The 17797-nt window shown below is 70.1% G+C and carries 19 protein-coding genes; 7 read left to right on the top strand and 12 right to left on the bottom strand.

The window, feature by feature from the left end; all coding sequences use genetic code 11:
- Positions 1-10 precede the first annotated feature (10 nt).
- From J2X55_RS05540 to J2X55_RS05525, 4 genes are read left to right on the top strand one after another with little or no spacing between them, the layout of a single operon-like run.
- On the top strand, positions 11-991 hold the full coding sequence (locus tag J2X55_RS05540) for a branched-chain amino acid ABC transporter permease (protein ID WP_115915859.1): 981 nt from the start codon (positions 11-13) through the stop codon (positions 989-991).
- Positions 984-1916 carry an ABC transporter ATP-binding protein gene (locus tag J2X55_RS05535; RefSeq protein ID WP_115915860.1) on the top strand — a complete coding sequence of 311 codons (933 nt, stop codon included), beginning with the start codon at positions 984-986 and terminating at the stop codon, positions 1914-1916. The genes J2X55_RS05540 and J2X55_RS05535 overlap by 8 nt, the downstream gene beginning before the upstream one ends.
- Positions 1916-2698: an ABC transporter ATP-binding protein gene (locus J2X55_RS05530; protein ID WP_115915861.1), complete on the top strand. Its 783-nt coding sequence runs from the start codon at positions 1916-1918 to the stop codon at positions 2696-2698. The genes J2X55_RS05535 and J2X55_RS05530 overlap by 1 nt, the downstream gene beginning before the upstream one ends.
- 38 nt (positions 2699-2736) lie before the next feature.
- Entirely contained in the window at positions 2737-3528 is a 792-nt protein-coding gene (locus J2X55_RS05525; protein WP_309822263.1) for a hypothetical protein, read from the top strand.
- Positions 3529-3593: 65 nt separating this feature from the next.
- Here J2X55_RS05525 and J2X55_RS05520 read toward each other — a convergent pair whose 3' ends face one another.
- The 3 genes from J2X55_RS05520 to groES form a co-directional block, all read right to left on the bottom strand.
- A complete protein-coding gene (locus J2X55_RS05520) occupies positions 3594-4877 on the bottom strand; it encodes an ABC transporter substrate-binding protein (RefSeq protein WP_115915863.1) in 1284 nt (427 codons plus the stop codon).
- A gap of 316 nt (positions 4878-5193) precedes the next feature.
- The gene (gene rarD / locus J2X55_RS05515; RefSeq protein WP_309822261.1) at positions 5194-6135 is read right to left on the bottom strand and encodes an EamA family transporter RarD; all 942 of its coding nucleotides are present in this window, start codon (positions 6133-6135) and stop codon (positions 5194-5196) included.
- Between the two features lie 139 nt (positions 6136-6274).
- Positions 6275-6571, bottom strand: a complete 297-nt coding sequence (gene groES, locus J2X55_RS05510; protein WP_039394204.1) for a co-chaperone GroES — start codon at positions 6569-6571, stop codon at positions 6275-6277.
- Between the two features lie 131 nt (positions 6572-6702).
- Here groES and J2X55_RS05505 point away from each other — a divergent pair, with 131 nt between their 5' ends.
- Positions 6703-7890, top strand: a complete 1188-nt coding sequence (locus J2X55_RS05505; RefSeq protein ID WP_115915865.1) for a class I SAM-dependent methyltransferase — start codon at positions 6703-6705, stop codon at positions 7888-7890.
- A 9-nt stretch (positions 7891-7899) separates the two neighbouring features.
- On the opposite strand, the gene J2X55_RS05500 is transcribed toward J2X55_RS05505, so the two are convergent.
- Genes J2X55_RS05500 through tsaB form a run of 4 tightly spaced genes read right to left on the bottom strand, consistent with a single transcriptional unit; the run spans position 7900 to position 10698 of the window.
- Positions 7900-8364: a hypothetical protein gene (locus J2X55_RS05500; protein ID WP_115915866.1), complete on the bottom strand. Its 465-nt coding sequence runs from the start codon at positions 8362-8364 to the stop codon at positions 7900-7902.
- Complete coding sequence (gene tsaD / locus J2X55_RS05495; protein WP_181906349.1) at positions 8361-9461, bottom strand: tRNA (adenosine(37)-N6)-threonylcarbamoyltransferase complex transferase subunit TsaD; 1101 nt, start codon at positions 9459-9461, stop codon at positions 8361-8363. Before tsaD ends, J2X55_RS05500 begins: the two co-directional genes overlap by 4 nt.
- A complete protein-coding gene (gene rimI / locus J2X55_RS05490; protein ID WP_309822259.1) occupies positions 9461-10066 on the bottom strand; it encodes a ribosomal protein S18-alanine N-acetyltransferase in 606 nt (201 codons plus the stop codon). Before rimI ends, tsaD begins: the two co-directional genes overlap by 1 nt.
- On the bottom strand, positions 10066-10698 hold the full coding sequence (gene tsaB, locus J2X55_RS05485; RefSeq protein ID WP_210110788.1) for a tRNA (adenosine(37)-N6)-threonylcarbamoyltransferase complex dimerization subunit type 1 TsaB: 633 nt from the start codon (positions 10696-10698) through the stop codon (positions 10066-10068). The genes rimI and tsaB overlap by 1 nt, the downstream gene beginning before the upstream one ends.
- A gap of 64 nt (positions 10699-10762) precedes the next feature.
- Between tsaB and J2X55_RS05480 the strand changes: the two genes are divergently transcribed.
- A complete protein-coding gene (locus J2X55_RS05480; protein WP_309822257.1) occupies positions 10763-11731 on the top strand; it encodes an alpha/beta hydrolase in 969 nt (322 codons plus the stop codon).
- On the opposite strand, the gene tsaE is transcribed toward J2X55_RS05480, so the two are convergent.
- The 5 genes from tsaE to coaA form a co-directional block, all read right to left on the bottom strand.
- Positions 11709-12212, bottom strand: coding sequence for a tRNA (adenosine(37)-N6)-threonylcarbamoyltransferase complex ATPase subunit type 1 TsaE (gene tsaE / locus J2X55_RS05475; protein WP_309822255.1), 504 nt, complete (start codon positions 12210-12212; stop codon positions 11709-11711). The two genes, J2X55_RS05480 and tsaE, sit on opposite strands and share 23 nt — an antisense overlap.
- Complete coding sequence (alr, locus tag J2X55_RS05470) at positions 12209-13330, bottom strand: alanine racemase (RefSeq protein ID WP_309822253.1); 1122 nt, start codon at positions 13328-13330, stop codon at positions 12209-12211. Before alr ends, tsaE begins: the two co-directional genes overlap by 4 nt.
- Entirely contained in the window at positions 13327-13734 is a 408-nt protein-coding gene (locus J2X55_RS05465) for a holo-ACP synthase (RefSeq protein ID WP_309822251.1), read from the bottom strand. The genes alr and J2X55_RS05465 overlap by 4 nt, the downstream gene beginning before the upstream one ends.
- Before the next feature lie 103 nt (positions 13735-13837).
- Positions 13838-15688 carry a glutamine--fructose-6-phosphate transaminase (isomerizing) gene (gene glmS / locus J2X55_RS05460; RefSeq protein ID WP_115915870.1) on the bottom strand — a complete coding sequence of 617 codons (1851 nt, stop codon included), beginning with the start codon at positions 15686-15688 and terminating at the stop codon, positions 13838-13840.
- A 75-nt stretch (positions 15689-15763) separates the two neighbouring features.
- Positions 15764-16717, bottom strand: a complete 954-nt coding sequence (gene coaA, locus J2X55_RS05455) for a type I pantothenate kinase (RefSeq protein WP_309822249.1) — start codon at positions 16715-16717, stop codon at positions 15764-15766.
- A 74-nt stretch (positions 16718-16791) separates the two neighbouring features.
- Between coaA and J2X55_RS05450 the strand changes: the two genes are divergently transcribed.
- The gene (locus tag J2X55_RS05450) at positions 16792-17721 is read left to right on the top strand and encodes a Ppx/GppA phosphatase family protein (RefSeq protein ID WP_115915872.1); all 930 of its coding nucleotides are present in this window, start codon (positions 16792-16794) and stop codon (positions 17719-17721) included.
- Positions 17722-17797 lie beyond the last annotated feature (76 nt).

Below are 17797 nucleotides of genomic sequence, written 5' to 3'. Positions count from 1 at the left end.
GAAAGACGACATGGACTGGCTTTCGATCTTCAACAACGCCGCGGGCGAGCTCATCAGCCCCACCACTGCGGCCTACGCCCTCGCCGCCATCGGCCTCAGCGTGCACTTCGGGTACGCGGGTCTGCTCAACTTCGGTCAGGCGGGCTTCATGGCCGTCGGCGCCTACGCCTTCGCCATCGCGACGCTGTCGTTCTCGGCTCCCGTCTGGCTCGCGATCCTCCTGGCGATCCTCGCCTCGGTGCTCTTCGCGTTCCTCCTCGGCATCCCGACGCTGCGCCTGCGCGCGGACTACCTCGCGATCGTCACGATCGCCGCCGCCGAGATCGTGCGGTACGTGGTCTCCACGGTCGGCCTCACCAGCGTCACCGGCGGCTCGCAGGGCCTGAACGGCTACAACCGCGAGTTCCAGGCGATCAACCCGCTCCCCGCGGGCACCTACGGCATCGGGCCGTGGACCTACTCGGCCAACGACTGGTGGGTGCGCGTCTTCGGATGGGGGCTGGTCATCATCGCGACGATCCTCGTCTTCCTGCTGATGCGCAGCCCGTGGGGTCGTGTCGTCAAGGGCATCCGCGAGGACGAGGACGCCGTGCGCAGCCTCGGCAAGAACGTGTACTCCTACAAGATGCAGGCGCTCGTGCTCGGTGGAGTCATGGGCGGTCTCGCGGGCGTGGTCTTCATCCTGCCTCGAGCGGTGCAGCCCGGTAACTACGGCACCGCGCTGACCTTCTTCATCTGGACGGCGCTTCTGCTCGGCGGCGCCGCCACCCTCCTCGGACCCATCGTGGGATCGATGCTCTTCTGGGTGCTGCTGTCGCTCTCGAACGGCATCATCGTGGGACTGCGCGACGTCGGCATCCTGGGCTTCATGTCCAGCACGCAGACCGGACAGGTGCGCTTCATCCTCGTCGGCATCGGACTGATGCTCCTGGTGATCTTCCGACCGCAGGGCATCTTCGGCAACAAGAAGGAGCTGTCGTTCAATGTCTGACACGACCGTCACCCATCCCCTCGTTCAGGGAGAGGTTCGACCCGGGTGCGCCAAGGTCGACCCGATCGTCGTCGCCGACGGGGTCACCCGTCAGTTCGGCGGTTTGAAGGCCGTCGATGTGGAGCACCTCGAGATCCCGCGAGGGCAGATCACGGCTCTCATCGGCCCCAATGGTGCGGGCAAGACCACGCTGTTCAACCTGCTCACGGGCTTCGACAAGCCCAACACGGGCCGGTGGAGCTTCGAGGGTTCCAACCTCGCCAACGTCCCTGCGTTCAAAGTTTCCCGTAAGGGAATGGTGCGCACGTTCCAGCTCACCAAGTCGCTCGGCCGCCTCACGGTGCTGCAGAACATGTTGCTCGGCGCCCGTGGACAGAAGGGCGAGAACATCTTCCGCGCCCTGATCCCCGGGACGTGGCGCGGTCAGGAGAAGTCGAACACCGAGCGCGCCGACGACCTGCTGCGCCGGTTCAAGCTCGATGCCAAGCGCGAGGACTTCGCGGCCTCGCTCTCGGGCGGCCAGCGCAAGCTCCTCGAAATGGCACGCGCCCTCATGAGCGACCCGAAGCTCGTCATGCTCGACGAGCCGATGGCCGGCGTGAACCCGGCGCTCACGCAGAGCCTGCTCGGGCACATCCTCGACCTGAAGAAGGAGGGCATGAGCGTGCTGTTCGTCGAGCACGACATGCACATGGTGCGCCACATCTCCGACTGGGTCGTCGTCATGGCCGAGGGGCGCGTGGTGGCCGAGGGGCCGCCCGAGACCGTCATGAGCGACCAGGCCGTGATCGACGCCTATCTCGGCGCGCACCACGACACCGACCTCGGCGATATGACCACCTCGCAGCTCGAGACCATCCAGGCCGAGGCCGCCGCCGAGGCGGAAGCGGAGCTCATCGCCGACGAGAAGGACGGGAAGCTCTGATGTCCGACACCGCCACCGCCACGCGCACCCCGGTGCTGCGCACCGACGACCTCGTCGCCGGGTACCTGCCCGGGGTCAACATCCTCAACGGGTGCACGGTCGACGCCTACCAGGGTGACCTGATCGGCATCATCGGCCCGAACGGCGCCGGCAAGTCGACCCTGCTGAAGGCCATCTTCGGCCAGGTGAAGATCCGCGGCGGCGCCGTGCTGCTGAACGGTGAAGACATCACCTCGCTCAAGGCCGACAAGCTCGTCGGCAAGGGCGTCGGCATGGTGCCGCAGAACAACAACGTGTTCCCGAGCCTGTCGATCGAAGAGAACCTGCAGATGGGGCTCTTCCAGCGTCCCAAGGTGTTCGACGAGCGCTTCGAATTCGTCACGGGGCTGTTCCCCGAGCTCGGCAAGCGCCGCCGCCAGCGGGCCGGGTCGTTGTCGGGCGGCGAGCGACAGATGGTCGCCATGGGCCGTGCGCTCATGATGGACCCGTCGGTGCTCCTGCTCGACGAGCCGTCCGCCGGCCTCTCCCCCGTCCGCCAGGACGAGACGTTCCTGCGCGTGGCCGAGATCAACCGCGCCGGCGTGACCATCATCATGGTCGAGCAGAACGCCCGCCGCTGCCTGCAGATCTGCCACCGCGCGTACGTCCTCGACCAGGGCAAGGACGCGTACACCGGCACCGGGCGCGAGCTGCTCACCGACCCCCGTGTCATCGAGCTGTACCTCGGCACCCTCGCGGCCGACGAGGACGCCAAGCGCGACCGAGCGGAGCCCGAGGCCTGAGACCACGCCGGCATGCCGCGAGTGCGGCACTCACTCTGGTGGGTGTCGCACTCGCGGCATGTTCGGGTATCTCTCCTCCGTCGCCGCCGATCCTCCGCGTCGAACTCGTGCAGCAGCGCGGCGACATCGCCGCCGGCCGCATTCAGCTCCGCGTCACCAATGCCTCCCCCTCGCGCGCGACGATCACGGCGGCTTTCCTCGCTTCCCCCGTCCTGGCCGGCCCGGCTGATTGGAGCGCCGCGCGTCCGGTGGTTCTGGAAGCGGGACGTACGACGGACCTTCCTGTCCTGCTCCCCGACCCACGCTGCACCGCAGGTTCCGGCGCCGCCTACGCCCACCTCACGGTCGACGGCGACGCGACCACGGCTGCTGTGACCGACGCGCTCGACGTTCTCGGTCGGGCCGGCGCCCTCGCGTGCGACGAGGACGACCTGCTCTCCGTCGTCCAGGTGACCGCCTCACAGGCGGTCGCCGGGACGAACGGCGCGATCTCCCTGCGTCTCAACGTCGACCCTGCTCCGCACGGAGAGGGCTCGGTCGAACTGGTCGCTCTCCGTGGCACGGTGCTGCTGCGTTTCGACACGGGGGCGGAGGCTCCACTGGGAGTGACGGTCGCGGCCGGAGATCCGTCGACGACCATCGATGTCACCCTGGTCCCTCAACGTTGCGACGCCCACGCCATCGCGGAGGACAAAGTGGGCACGCTGTTCGATCTCGTCGCGCGCGTCGACGGCCGAGAGATCGTCGTTCCTCTGAAGCGGCCGGACGCACTCGGCGACACGCTCCTGACGCTCACCGCCCAGGCGTGCGGGCTGATCCCGTCGGACTGATCACGCGCCGGGGAACGCAGAAGGGCCCAGATCCGCAGATCCGGGCCCTTCGCGTGGGTGTCAGGTCACTCGTTGAGCGAACCGAACTCCGTGTTCAGCAGCGTGTACTTGTTGTCCGCACCGTACTGGTAGATACCGATGTATGCCTCGGTCGGGTCGCCGTTGCCGTCGAACGTGATCGGGCCCGAGACACCGTCGTAGTCGATGTCCTTGCCCTCGTTGATCAGCGCGAGGCAGTCAGCGAACGTGGTGCACTTCTCGCCGCCTTCCGAAACCGACTGGAGGTTGTCGCGGATCGCGGTACCCGAGTCGCTCTTGGCCTGCGCCGCCGCGAGGGCGGGCAGGATGACGGCGTCGTACGACTCCGGCGCGTAGCTGAAGTCGGTCAGCGAGGGGTCGACCTCCTTGAGACGCGACTGGAAGGTCGTGTCGGCGGGGTTGCCCGGCAGCGTGCCCTTGGCGCCCTGGAGGGTGCCGGCGGGGAACTCGTACGAGTTCGAGAGGTTGCCGTCGACGAAGTAGACCTTCGAGGCCGGGTAGCCCTGGGTGCTGACGAGCTGCGGGATGATCGACGAGGTCTCTTCGAAGGCGATGACCGCGACGGCGTCGGGCTTCGCCGCGAGCAGCTGGTCGACCTGCGAGGTGAACACCGTGTCACCCGGGTTGTAGGGAACCGCGACGGAGACTTCGCCGCCGGCGGCCTCGATGGCCGTCGTCGCGTTGTCCTTCAGGCCGATGCCGTAGGGGTCGTTGATGTAGATGATGCCCACGTTGGCGGCACCGTCACCGACCATCAGGTTGCCGAGCACGCGACCCTGGAGGACGTCCGAGGGCGCCGTACGCCAGTAGTAGCCGTTGTCGGCGTACGTGGTGAAGTCGGGCGAGGTGTTGGCGGGCGAGATCTGCACGATTCCCGCGTTCACCAGCTGGTCGATGAACGTGAACGACACGCCCGACGACGCGGCGCCGATGACGACGTCCGCTCCGGCGTCGACGAGCTCGGTCGCGGACTGGGTGGCGATGTCGGTGGTGGTGTCGCCCGAGTCCCGCTCGGTCAGCTCCGTCGTGAAGGGGAACGCGTCACCGGCGGCCTCGATGTCCTTGATGGCGAGCTTGACACCCGCGACCTCGGGCGGTCCGAGGAAGGCGAGGTTACCCGTCGCGGGGAGGATGGTGCCGACGTGGAAGGTGCCATCCGCCTCGGAGGTGGCGCCGCCTCCGGAGGATGCGGTGGGTGCAGCGGCGTCGTTGCCGCCGCCGGCGCAACCGGCGAGGACGAGAGCGCTAGCGCCGACCAGGGCGATACCGCCGAGGATGCGGGCGCTGCGCGTGCGCGGGAAGACGTTCATAGTGCTCCTTGCTGTGAATGAACGTTGGGAGACCCATCGGGTCACCTGGTGTCCTAAACCTAATCCGCTGCGCATTTTCCGCGTGTTGCCGTTCGTTAACGATGTGCGTCGATGCGGTCACGGCCCCATAACGGTTCAGCGGATTCATTGACCCGGTGTCAAAAAGGCCGCGATACGAGAGACGTTTCGCGAAAACGGAGCCCTTTCCGCAAAAACCCTTACCCGAAACTCCCCATCGAGTTCTCTTCCACTGTGGCAGAACCGGACGAGAACGTCTGTCGGCCGAACGGGGGACGCTAGCCCCGAACGGTCGGGATCAGACCGGCTCGGTGACGTCGTCGACGACCGCGCTGCGGCGCCGCGTCGAGACGAGGGAATCGACGGTCAGGATCGACAGAGCCACCCAGACCAACGCGAAACCGATCCAGCGCTCGAGAGTCATCGGTTCGTGCAGAACCCACACACCGATCGCGAATTGGATGATCGGTGCGACGAACTGCAGCAGGCCGATCACGGTGAGCGGCACGCGTCGCGCCCCCGAGGCGAAGAGCAGGAGCGGTACGGCAGTGACGGCTCCCGCGAGCAGAAGCAGCACGGTATGCAGTGTTCCCGCCGTGCCGAGGGTGATACCGGTGAGGTTGGCGACGAACGCGAGCTGGATGGCGGCGACCGGGAGGAGCCACAGCGATTCGAGGGTCAGCCCGCTGACGGCATCCACGGCCGGTCCGATCTGCTTCTTCACGAGACCGTAGAAACCGAACGAGAACGCCAGGGTCAGCGCGATCCAGGGGAACGCCCCGTAGCCGATGACGATCACGGCCACCGCGACGACGGCGAGACCGATGGCGATCCACGGCACGATGCGCAGCCGCTCGCGCAGCACGATGACCCCGAGCAGCACCGTCACGATCGGGTTGATGAAATAGCCGAGGCTCGTCTCGATGACGTGGTTGGTGAGAGCGCCGTACAGGTAGGTCTGCCAGTTGATGTAGATGAGCACGCCCGCCAGGGCGGTGAGTCCCATGAGCCGCGGCTGGCGCACGATCGCGAGGAACGGTCGCCACATGCGCAGCACCGTCAACAGCAGCAGGCAGAAGACGAAGGCGAGGATGATGCGCCACGCCACGACCTCGAACGGGCCGGTGGGCTTGAGCTGCAGGAAGTAGATGGGCAGGACGCCCCAGAGCAGGTACGCGCCGAGGGCGTACAACGCCCCGCGGGTGCTCCCGCCGGTCGGAGCGGAAGGAGCAGGGGTCACCGACTCAGCCTAGGGCTCCCTTCGCGCACGGGACCGCCGACGATCGCGCCTTTCCTGCCAGATCGATCGGCGCGGGCGGCGGGTACGACGAAGGCCCCGGATGCCGTGGCATCCGGGGCCTTCGAACGATCTCACTCGATCAGCGGACGACGACCGCCAGGACGTCGCGAGCCGAGAGCACGAGGTACTCGTCGGCGCCGAACTTGACCTCGGTGCCGCCGTACTTGCTGTAGAGCACGCGGTCGCCAACGGCGACGTCGAGGGGGACACGGTTGCCGTTGTCGTCGATGCGGCCGGGGCCGACGGCGACGACTTCGCCCTCCTGCGGCTTCTCTTTGGCGGTGTCGGGGATGACGAGACCACTCGCGGTGGTCTGCTCAGCCTCGACCTGCTTGATGACGATGCGGTCCTCGAGCGGCTTGATGGAAACCGACACGGTCTACCTCTTCTTTCTCGTTACAGAAGACTTGTCAGCACTCACGCGGGGAGAGTGCTAATCCGAGTGTAGGGAAGCGTTGGCACTCACGCAACGCGAGTGCCAACATGAACCCCGCCTAGGCTGAATCGGTGGACATCACCGAGCTGACCGCCCTGCTCACGCCCGACGGCCTGCGCCTGCTCGACGAGGTGGGCGTCCTCGAATCGACGGAGGATGTCGCCCGGACGGTCTCGCGGTTGCGCGCCGCCGGTCACTCCCCCGATCTCGTCTCGGCCGTCGTCGGCCAGGCCCGCCTGCGCGTGCGGGCGGCCGCCAAGTTCGGTCCTTTCGCCGAGCGCATGCTCTTCACGCGTGCCGGCCTCGAGCAGGCCACGCGCCTTCCGATCGCCGCGCGTCACGCCGGCCGCTTCCGCGCCGCGGGGATCGACAACGTGGCCGACCTCGGGTGCGGCATCGGCGGTGACGCCCTCGGGATGGCGGGTCTCGGCATCCGGGTCCACGCCGTCGATGCCGACGAGGTGACCGCCGCGATCGCCGCGTACAACCTCGCCCCCTTCGGGCCCTCGGCGACCGTGCAGCATGCCCGCGCCGAAGACGTGGACCTGAGCGGAGCGGATGCCGTGTGGCTGGATCCCGCGCGACGCACGGCGGGTCATTCCGAGACGCGTCAGGTGTCGTCGGCCGAGTGGTCGCCCGCACTCGAGTGGGTCTTCGCGCTGCTGAAGACGAGGCCGGGCGGCGTGAAGCTCGGTCCCGGCTTCGACAGGACGCAGATTCCCGACGACCTCGAGGCGCAGTGGATCAGCGCCGACGGATCGACCATCGAGCTCGTGCTGTGGGCCGGCGCCCTCGCCCGCGAGGGCGTCCGCCGCGCCGCGCTCGTCGTGCGCGGGAACGACGCCTGGGAGCTCACCGCCCCGTCCGACAGCCCCGATGTCGAGGAACGCGGCCTGGGTGAGTTCGTGCACGAGCCCGACGGCGCCGTGATCCGCGCGCGACTCATCGGCGAGGTCGGACGAGCCCTGGATGCCGGCATGCTCGCGCCCGGGATCGCCTACCTCACCTCGGACACCGCGTTGACGAGCCCGTTCGTCTCGTCGTTCCGCGTGCGCGAGCAACTCCCCACCGACCCGAAGAAGCTCACCCAGGCGTTGCGCGCACGAGGGATCGGGACGTTGGAGATCAAGAAGCGCGGCGTCGACGTCGACCCTGCCGTGCTGCGCAAGAAGCTGTCGCTGCGCGGCGACGCCTCGGCCACCCTCCTCCTCACGCGCGTGGGGTCGAAGCGCCTCGCGCTGCTGGCCGACCGCGTCTGACGAGACCGATCACCCGACGGAGAGCTGCGAGAAGCCCCAGATCAACCAGCCCGCGCTGAAAACGACCGAGAGCACGGCGAGCGCGAGCGCCCAGACGGCGACCCGGCGGCTGTCATGCGCCCGCCGGAGCGAGACGATGGCGAGGACCGCGCCGACCGCCCCGATCGGGAGAAGCCAGCCGGTGAACAACGCGGCCGCGAGCGCGATGATCGCCACCCCGAGCGCCCAGGGGGCGACGGACGGCGGCTTCGGCGGGACGGGCGGCGCGTACGGGATCAGGTGATCGCCGAACGCCGCCATCTCGAGCTGGGCGGTCGGAAGACGCCCGTCCGCGTCGTCGTCGACCTCCGGCGTCGTCACCTCCGAGCCCGCGGCCCGGACGTCGTCGGGCAGGGGCGGCACCGGAGGAAGACCGACGGCGGGGCCGCCGTCGTCTGTGCGCGCGCGCCGGGTGGGGGGCTGCGCGTCGGTCACGGCGTCGTCCCCGCGCGCGGGACCGGGGTATCGGCATCCGGATCCTCCGCCACCTGGATCTCGGTGACGGGGAGGGTCGAATCCGCCCCGAAGGCGAGGGTCGAGGGGCGGCGTCCCGACGCGATGAGCTCGGCGGCGAGAGCGGCGATCATGGCACCGTTGTCGGTGCACAGGCGCAACGGCGGGATGCGTACCGCCACGCCCGCGGCCGCGGCCCGCTCGAGGGCGACATCGCGCAGACGCTTGTTGGCGATCACGCCGCCGCCGAGCAGCAGTCGCGGAACGCCGTGGCGCGCGCACGCGTCGAGGGCCTTGGTCACGAGCACGTCGACGACGGCCTCCCGGAACGACGCGGCGACGTCGGCGACCGGCACCGGCTCGCCCGTGGCCTCGTGCTGCTCGACCCAGCGCGCCACGGCCGTCTTCAGGCCCGAGAACGAGAAGTCGTAGCGGTGGGATGCCATGTCGGAGGCCCGGGACAGCCCGCGCGGGAAGCGGATCGCGGTGGGGTCGCCGTCGGCAGCGGCCCGGTCGATCTCGGGGCCGCCGGGGTACGGGAGCTTCAGCAGCCGGGCGACCTTGTCGAAGGCCTCGCCCGCCGCGTCGTCCATCGTCTCGCCGAGCAGCTCGACGTCGCTGGTCAGGTCGCGCACCAGCAGGAGCGAGGTGTGTCCGCCACTGACCAGGAGGGCGACGGTGGGGTACTCGAGCTCCCCCGCGTCGGCGTCGAGGATGTCGGCGGCGATGTGGCCGACCAGGTGGTTGACGGCGTAGAGCGGCTTGTCGAGGGCGACTGCGAGCCCTTTCGCGGCGCCCACCCCCACCATCAGCGCGCCGGCCAGGCCGGGGCCGCTCGTCACGGCCACGGCGTCGAGGTCGGCGAGGGTGACCCCGGCCTCGGCGAGCGCCGCGTCGATCGACGGCTGCAGCGCCTCGAGGTGTGCGCGCGCGGCGACCTCGGGGACCACGCCGCCGTAGCGGGCGTGCTCGTCCATGCTGGAGGCGATGGTGTTGCTGAGCAGTTGTCGGCCGCGGACGATGCCGATGCCGGTCTCGTCGCAGCTGGTCTCGATGCCGAGTACGAGGGGCGCGTTCATCAGCACCAGCCCTTTCCGGTGGTGGTGGGTGTCGCGGATCCGGACGAGGGCAGTGGATTCGGATCTTCCGGCGCCGCCGGTCCGATTCCGTGGGGACGGTCCGATTCTGCGGGGCCGGATGCCGGGATGCTCGCCGCCTCCGTGCGCCGGTCGGCCCAGCCGCGCAGGTCGAGCTGCATGACGATCGCGTCGACATCGTCAGGCTGGTAGTACCGGGGGCGGCGGCCGACCTCGACGAAGCCCTCGGAGAGGTACAGCTTCTGGGCGACGGGGTTGTCGGCGCGCACCTCGAGGAACACGTCGTGCACCTGGCGGCGCGCGGCCTCGTCCAAGAGGGCCGTCAGCAGGGCGCGGCCGCGTCCCCGACCGCGCGCGGCCTCGGAGATGGTGATGGTCTGGATGTCGGCATCCCGAGCCCCGCGCACCGCGCGAAGACCCGCGTAGCCGACCAGCCGCCCCGCCTCTTCGACGACGACGTACCACCCGTGCGGTGAGGCGAGCTCTTCGCGCATCATCGCGGGGCTCCACGCATCGGTCGGGAACGAGGCGTGCTCGAGCGCCATGATGCCGTCGAGGTCGGCGACGGTCGCGGGCCGCGTCGCCATCAGCTCACCCGCTTCGGTGCGTGCGCGGCGACGACGTCGGGGCTGCGCAGGTACAGCGGCTCGGGGCCGGCGAGGGTTCGCCCGGCGTCGAGGGCCCGGGCCGCGGCGAGCGCGATCATCGCGGCCGAGACGGTCGTGGCGTCGTAGCGACGGGCGCCCGCGGCGTCGAGCCGGGCGTCGAGGTCGTCGCGAGGGCTCAGCTGCGCGTCCGACACCCGCACGGGGAGTCCGTCGTCGTCGATGCCGTCGTACACGCTGTAGGCGAATTCTTTGCGCCGGGCGTCGGTCACGACGGCGAAGCGACCGGTGTCGGTCCCCGTGAGCGCGTCGGACAGGAGCAGCCCGAGGGCGATGCCGTCGTGGCTCGGCACCGGGACGACCGGTATGCCGCGCCCGAGGGCGTACACGCGCGCCGTGGCGATGCCCACACGCAACCCGGTGAAGGGTCCGGGACCCATGCCGATCGCAACGTGCTCGGGCGCGGGCGCATCGAGCGTGACCCGGCGCAGCAGGTCGCCGATCACCTCGGCGTGGCCGAGCGGGTTGGAGCTGTGCGCGTCAGCGAGCACCTCCCCGTCGCGGGCGATCGCGGCGACGGCGGTGCCGAGGGACGTGTCGATGCCGAGAATCACGCTTCCAGGGTATCCGGCCGCTCCCGCGCGGCATCCGACCTCTTCTCCGCTCCGAACACAGGGCATGGATGCCGCCGACCTCGACCTGCGCCGCGTGGTCGTCCCCACCGGGGCGGGGCCGCTGGTCGTGCACGCGGGTCGGCGGTCGGGAAGCCCCGTGGCGACCATCCTGCTGCACGGCGCGGCGGGGTCGTGGCGCACCTGGGGCCCCCTGATCGCGGCGTCCGACGGCGTACGCCTCCCCCTGTCGGACGTCGTCGCGATCGATCTGCCGGGCTGGGGCGAGACGCCGGGGCCCGTGCCGGAACCGGCCGAGATCGCCGTGTCGGTCGCCGCCGTGGCCCGCGCTCTCGGTTACCCGCGTTGGCGCGTCGTCGGACATTCCCTCGGCGGTGTGATCGCCCTCGACATCGCCGCGCGGTTCCCCCGCGAGACCGTCGCCGTCGGGGTGATCTCGCCCAGCGGCGCCGGCGCGCGCGCCATCGCTCGTCACCCCCTGCGCAATGCTCCGCGGCTGCCATGGCTGGCGGGGATGGTCGTCGCGATGAAGGTTCTGCGCGGCCTCGGACCCCTGGCTTCGCCGCTGCTGCGCCTGCTGCGCCGCACGGGAGCGCTGCGCCGATTGGCGCGTCCGCTGTTCCGGCATCCGCAGAACATCGACCGATCCGTGACGGACGACCTCGCCGACGAGATCCGCCCCTCGGCGTTCTTGTCCGCGGCCCACCTCTCGCGCGCGCACGACGACGGCGTGTGGCGTCGCATCGTGTGCCCGGTGCGCTCCGTGCGAGGTGAGCACGACGTCTTCGTCGCCGAGCGCGACGCCCGCGAGTGGGAGCGCCTCATGCGCGACTTCGACGATCGCGTCCTCGACGACAGCGGGCACTTCGCCCACGTCGAGCAGCCGGTCGAGACCCTGCGCGCGCTCCGCGAGGTGTGGGCCGCGGACCGCGTTCCCGCGTTCCGCGTGCACGGCGAACGTCCCCGCGCTCCTCTCGCGCGTCGCGCGGGTTTCAGGGGCGACGCGAGATCGTGACCCTGCGTGGAGCGTCGGCGTCGAGCTCGACCGTGTGCACCGCGATCTCGCCGCAGGCGTTGTCGACCCCGCGTCCCCCGACCTGGCGGTCGATCTCGATCTCCCACCACGTGTCGGCGAGGTCGTCGGCGATACCGCGACCCCACTCGACGATCACCGCGGAGCCCGCGACGTCGATGTCGAGGTCGTCGAGCTCGACCGCGGCCCCGAGACGGTACGCGTCGACGTGCACGAGCGGCGTCCCCCCGACGAGCGAGGGATGGGTGCGGGCGATGACGAAGGTCGGGCTCTGAACGGGACCCCGGATGCCGAGACCCTCGCCGATCCCTCGGGTCAGGGTCGTCTTGCCGGCGCCCAGGGGACCGGTCAGCACGACCACGTCACCCGGTGCGAGTGAGCGGCCGATCTGCCGGCCCAGCTCCTCCATGTCGCCGGGACCCTCGATGAGCCGCTCGCCGAGCAGGTCGTCGGGAACGCTCACGCGCGCACCTCCCGTCGGGGCACGCGCGCACCCACGCGCGTGACGATCTCGTAGTCGATGGTGTCGGCGGCATCCGCCCAGTCCCGCGCCGACGGCACGCCCAGAGTCGGGTCGCCGAAGAGCACGGCTTCGTCGCCCACCGCGACCGGGTGGTCGCCCACGTCGACGACGAACTGATCCATCGCGATGCGTCCGGCGACGTGGAACCGACGGCCGTTGATCGAGACGGGCCCCCGACCCGACGCCTGCCGCGGCACACCGTCGGCGTAGCCGAGGGGAATCAGCGCGAGCGTCGTCTCGCGGTCGGTGCGGTAGTCGTACCCGTACGACACCCCCGTGCCCGCCGGGACACGCCGGACGGCCGCCACCGCGCCGCGCAGGGTCATCGCCGGGCGCAGGCCCAGATCAGCGGACGAGCGGTCGCCGAAGGGCGAGATGCCGTAGAGACCGATGCCGATCCGCACGCAGCCGAGCCGGGCCTCGGGCAGCGCGATCGCCGCGTTCGTGGCCGCGATGTGCCGCAGCGGCGGAGTCAGGCCCACGGAGGCCGCGAGCATCACTCCCTCTTCGAACCGCGCGAGAGCGGCACGGTCGTCGGCCTCGCTCGTGTTCGACAGGTGCGAGAACAGCCCGACCACCCGCAGTCGGCCGATGCGTTCGAGACGCGCCGCCTCGGAGAACACCGTGCGCCAGTCGGCGGGGGCGATGCCGTTACGCGACAGCCCGGTCTCGATCTTCAGGTGCACGGCGACGGGCCGCTCGCCGTGGGCGGCCTCGCCCGCGCGCAGGAGCTGATCGATGTCGGAGATGCCGAGCTCGATCTCTTCGCGCACGGCCTCGACGAACGACGCGCCCGGCGCGTGGAGCCAGGCGAAGAGCGGAGCGGTGATGCCGGCGCGGCGCAGGGCCAGCGCTTCGTCGATGTCGGACACGCCGATGCGCGTGGCTCCCCCGCGAAGCGCCGCGGCGGCCGCGCGCTGCGCCCCGTGCCCGTATCCCCCGGCCTTGACGACCGCGATGATCTCCGACCCGGTCAGCGCGCGCAGGTGACGCACGTTCTCGGTGATCGCGTCGACGTCGATCGTCGCTTCGCGCAGCACTCCCGGAGCCATCGTCATGCGTCGTCCTCTCGGCGGGGCGGGATCTCGGATGCCGGCACCTCGGCGCCCGGAAGGGACTCGGCGACGACGTACGCCGTCGCGAGGCCCGCGTCGTGCGACAGCGACAGGTGCACGGCCGTGATACCGCGACGGGCGACCGTGATGGCCGTCTCGCCGCTGAGCGAGAAGACCGGCCGGCCCGACGCCTCCGAGGTGATCTCGATGTCGGTCCAGTGCACACCCTCGGAACCGCCGAGCGCTTTGATCAGGGCTTCTTTGGCCGCATAGCGCGCTGCAAGGGATCGCGGCTTCAACGTGCGCTCGGTCGTCGAGAACAGGCGAGCAAGCAGCCGAGGGGTACGCCGCAGATGCTCCTCGAACCGCGGGACGTCGACGAGGTCGACGCCGATACCGACGATCATGCGCGCTCCCCTCCTGACATCCCTCTTATTCTGCCGGTGCCCGCCGACACCGAGACGACGAAGGGGCCGGATGCCACGGCATCCGGCCCCTTCGATGCGGTGTCTACTCGACGGTCACCGACTTGGCGAGGTTGCGCGGCTGGTCGACGTCGAGGCCCTTGGCCTCGGCCAGCCCCATCGCGAAGATGTGCAGCGGCACGACGGCCAGGAGCGGCTCGAAGAGCGGTGCAGCCAGCGGGATGCGCAGCACCTCGTCGGCGGCGGGGAGCACGGCGACGTCACCCTCTTCGGCGATCGCGATGACGCGGGCGCCGCGGGCGCGGATCTCTTCGATGTTCGAGACGACCTTCTTGTGCATCTCGCCCGAGCCGCGGGGGCTGGGGACGACGACGAAGACCGGCTGGCCGGGTTCGATCAGCGCGATGGGGCCGTGCTTGAGCTCGCCGGCGGCGAAGCCTTCGGCGTGGATGTACGCCAGCTCCTTGAGCTTGAGCGCGCCCTCGAGCGCGATCGGGTACCCGACGTTGCGACCGAGGAACAGCACGGAACGGGTGTCGGCCATCCAGTGCGCGAGCTGCTCGATGCGGCCCTGCTCCGTCTCGAGCACGCGGGCGATCTTGCCCGGCACGGCCTCGAGCTCGGTGACGGCCTCGACGGCGGCCATGGGGTCGACTGCGCCGCGCACACGGCCCACGTGCAGCGCCAGCAGGTACAGCGCGGTGATCTGCGCGACGAACGCCTTCGTCGAGGCGACGGCGACCTCGGGGCCGGCGTGCGTGTAGACGATCGCGTCGGACTCGCGCGGGATCGTCGCCCCCTGGGTGTTGCAGATCGACAGCGTCTTCGCGCCGCGCGAACGGGCGTACTTGACGGCCATGAGCGTGTCCATGGTCTCGCCCGACTGGCTGATCGACACGACCAGCGTGCGGGGGGTGAGCACCGGGTCGCGGTAGCGGAACTCGTGCGCCAGCTCGACGTCGACCGGGACGCGGGTCCAGGTCTCGAGGGCGTACTTGCCGACCATGCCCGCGTACGCGGCCGTGCCGCACGCGATGACGAGGATGCGGTCGATGTCGGCGAGGAAGTCGTCGAGCCCATCGAGCTCGGGGATCTCGACGCGGCCCTCGTGGATGCGGCCACGGAGGGTGTTCGCGACGGCCTCGGGCTCCTCCGAGACCTCTTTGGCCATGAACGACGACCAACCGCCCTTCTCGGCGGCCGAGGCGTCCCAGGTGACCTCGAAGGCCTCGACCTCGACGGGGGCGCCCGAGAAGTCGGTGACCTCGACGCCCTCGGGGGTGATGGCGACGATCTCGTCCTGACCGATCGCCAGCGCGTTGCGCGTGTGCTCGACGAAGGCGGCGACGTCGGAGCCGAGGAAGTTCTCCCCCTCGCCGAGGCCGATCACCAGCGGCGAGTTACGGCGCGCTCCGACGACCAGGCCCGGGTGGTCCTCGTGCATGGCGAGGAGCGTGTAGGCCCCCTCGAGGCGCGAGACGACCGAGCGGAAGGCCTGCACCAGATCCTTGGTGCGCGCGTACTCGCGGCCGATCATGACCGCGGCGACCTCGGTGTCGGTCTCGCTGCGGAACGCGAAACCGTCGCCGACGAGCTCGCTCTTGAGCTCGGCGAAGTTCTCGATGATGCCGTTGTGGATGACGGCGAGCTTGTCGTCGTCGGCCAGGTGCGGGTGGGCGTTGGCATCGGTGGGACCGCCGTGCGTCGCCCAGCGGGTGTGACCGATGCCGGTGGTGCCGTTCGGCATGGGCGTGGACTCGAGGTCGTCACGCAGAACGGCCAGCTTCCCCGCGCGCTTGCGCATATCGAGCTGCCCGTCGCCGTCGATCACGGCGATGCCGGCGGAGTCGTACCCCCGGTACTCCAGACGCGACAGACCCGCCAGAAGGATGTCCTGGCTCTGCCGAGGACCCACGTAACCGATGATTCCGCACATGGGTTCGAGTCTACGTGGCGGGGCTGGGCAAACCCCTCCGCAGCGCCCCGCGGCGCGCGGCGCGGGGGCGAGCCCTCACAGCTTGCGCAGCAGCACCGTCTCGACGGTGTGGTCCGCGCCCTTCTGCAGCACGAGCTTCGCGCGGTGGCGCGTGGGCAGCACGTTCTCTTCCAGGTTGGGCAGGTTGATCTCGCGCCAGTACCCGAGCGCACGCTCGACGGCCTCTTCGTCGCTGATATCGGCGAAGACCTTGAAGAACGAGGTCGGATTGGTGAAGGCGTTGTCGCGCAGGGCGAGGAATCGGTCCACGTACCAGCGCTCGATGTGTGCGGCGTCCGCGTCGACGTAGATCGAGAAGTCGAACAGGTCGCTGACCGCCACCTCGTTCGGCGAGGGCGGCGGCTGCAGCACGTTCAACCCCTCGACGATGACCACATCGGGCCGGTGCACCGTGACGTGCGCGTCGGGCATGATGTCGTACCGCACGTGGGAGTAGAAGGGAGCCCGCGCCTCTTCGGCACCCGACTTCACCTCGCTGAGGAACTCCACGAGCGCGCGACGGTCGTACGACTCGGGGAAGCCTTTGCGGTCCATCAGACCGCGCCGCTCGAGTTCGGCATTGGGGTACAGGAAGCCGTCGGTGGTGACCAGCTCCACCCGCGGGGTGTCGGGCCAGCGACTCATCAGCTCGCGCAACAGGCGCGCGATCGTCGACTTGCCCACCGCCACGGATCCGGCGACTCCGATGACGAAGGGGGTGGTGGCATCCGGCTCCCCCAGGAAGCTGCTCGTGTCGGCTCCGAGTCGGCGCGTCGCCCGGGCGTAGAGGCTCAGCAGACGACTCAGCGGCAGGTAGACCTCGGCGACCTCGCGGGGGTCGAGCCGGTCGCCGATGCCGCGCAGCTGCACGATCTCGTTCTCGGTCAGGGGCTGTTCCAGCCCGCCCGCCATGCGGGACCAGTCATCGCGATCGATCTGACGGTAGGGACTCAGCGACGGCGCAGGAGCTGCGGTCTCGGCGGCGGACACCCGCTCATGCTACCCGCGGCGCTGCTCTGTCCCGCGGACCCGGCCCGTCGCACGGCGGCCGCTACGCTCGGACCGTGCGCCTGGGAGTCCTCGACATCGGTTCGAACACCGTCCACCTGCTCGTCGCGAACGCTCGCGCAGGAGGGCGCCCGACCGCCACCACCTCGCACCGCTCCGTGCTCCGACTCATGCGGTACCTCCAGCCCGACGGGTCGATCTCCGCAGAGGGCGTGCAGGGACTGGTGGATGCCGTGACCGCCGCGCGCGATCGCGCCCGAGCCGAGGGGGTCGACGAGCTCCTCGCCACGGCGACCTCGGCGGTGCGCGACGCGACCAACGGCGACGAGGTCATCGCCCTCATCGAGGAGGCGCTCGGACAGCCTCTGCAAGTCCTGGGCGGCGAGACCGAAGCCCGCTTCACCTACCTCGCCGTCCGTCGCTGGTTCGGGTGGTCGGCGGGCCAGATCCTGCTGTTCGACATCGGCGGCGGCTCCCTCGAGATCGCGGGCGGCGCCGACGAGCTCCCCGATCTCGCCGAGTCGGTGCCGCTGGGAGCGGGACGATCCACCGTGCAGTTCCTCCCCCACGACCCTCCCGGTGACGACGAGATCGATGCGTTGCGTCAGCACGCGGCATCCGTGCTCGCCCCCGTCGCCGAACGCTTCGCCGCGCTTCCGCGCCCCGACCACGTGGTCGGATCGTCGAAGGCCATCCGCTCACTCGCCAAGCTGGCGGGCTATCCCGTCCCGGGCTGGTCGGGCATCGACCGGATGGTCCTCCCGCGGCGGGAACTGAAGGACTGGATCCCCCGGCTCGCCCGCATCCCCGCCGACGCGCGCGAGGCCCTCCCCGGCATCACCGCCGACCGTACGTTCCAGATCGTGGCCGCCGCGATCGTCGTCGAACGTGCGATGAAGGCCCTCGACGTCGAGGAGCTCGAGGTCTCTCCCTGGGCGCTGCGCGAAGGCGTCCTGCTCCGCTACATCGAGTCGCTCGAGTACTGACGACCGCGGCATCCCGCTGATCGGACGTCGGCGGACAGCGAAGGGGCGGGGGTGCTCGACACACCCCCGCCCCTTC

It is taken from the genome of Microbacterium sp. 1154 (assembly GCF_031455375.1).
Taxonomy (GTDB): domain Bacteria; phylum Actinomycetota; class Actinomycetes; order Actinomycetales; family Microbacteriaceae; genus Microbacterium.
Note: the sequence above shows the minus strand (reverse complement) of the source record. Positions and strands in the feature narration are given on the sequence as shown.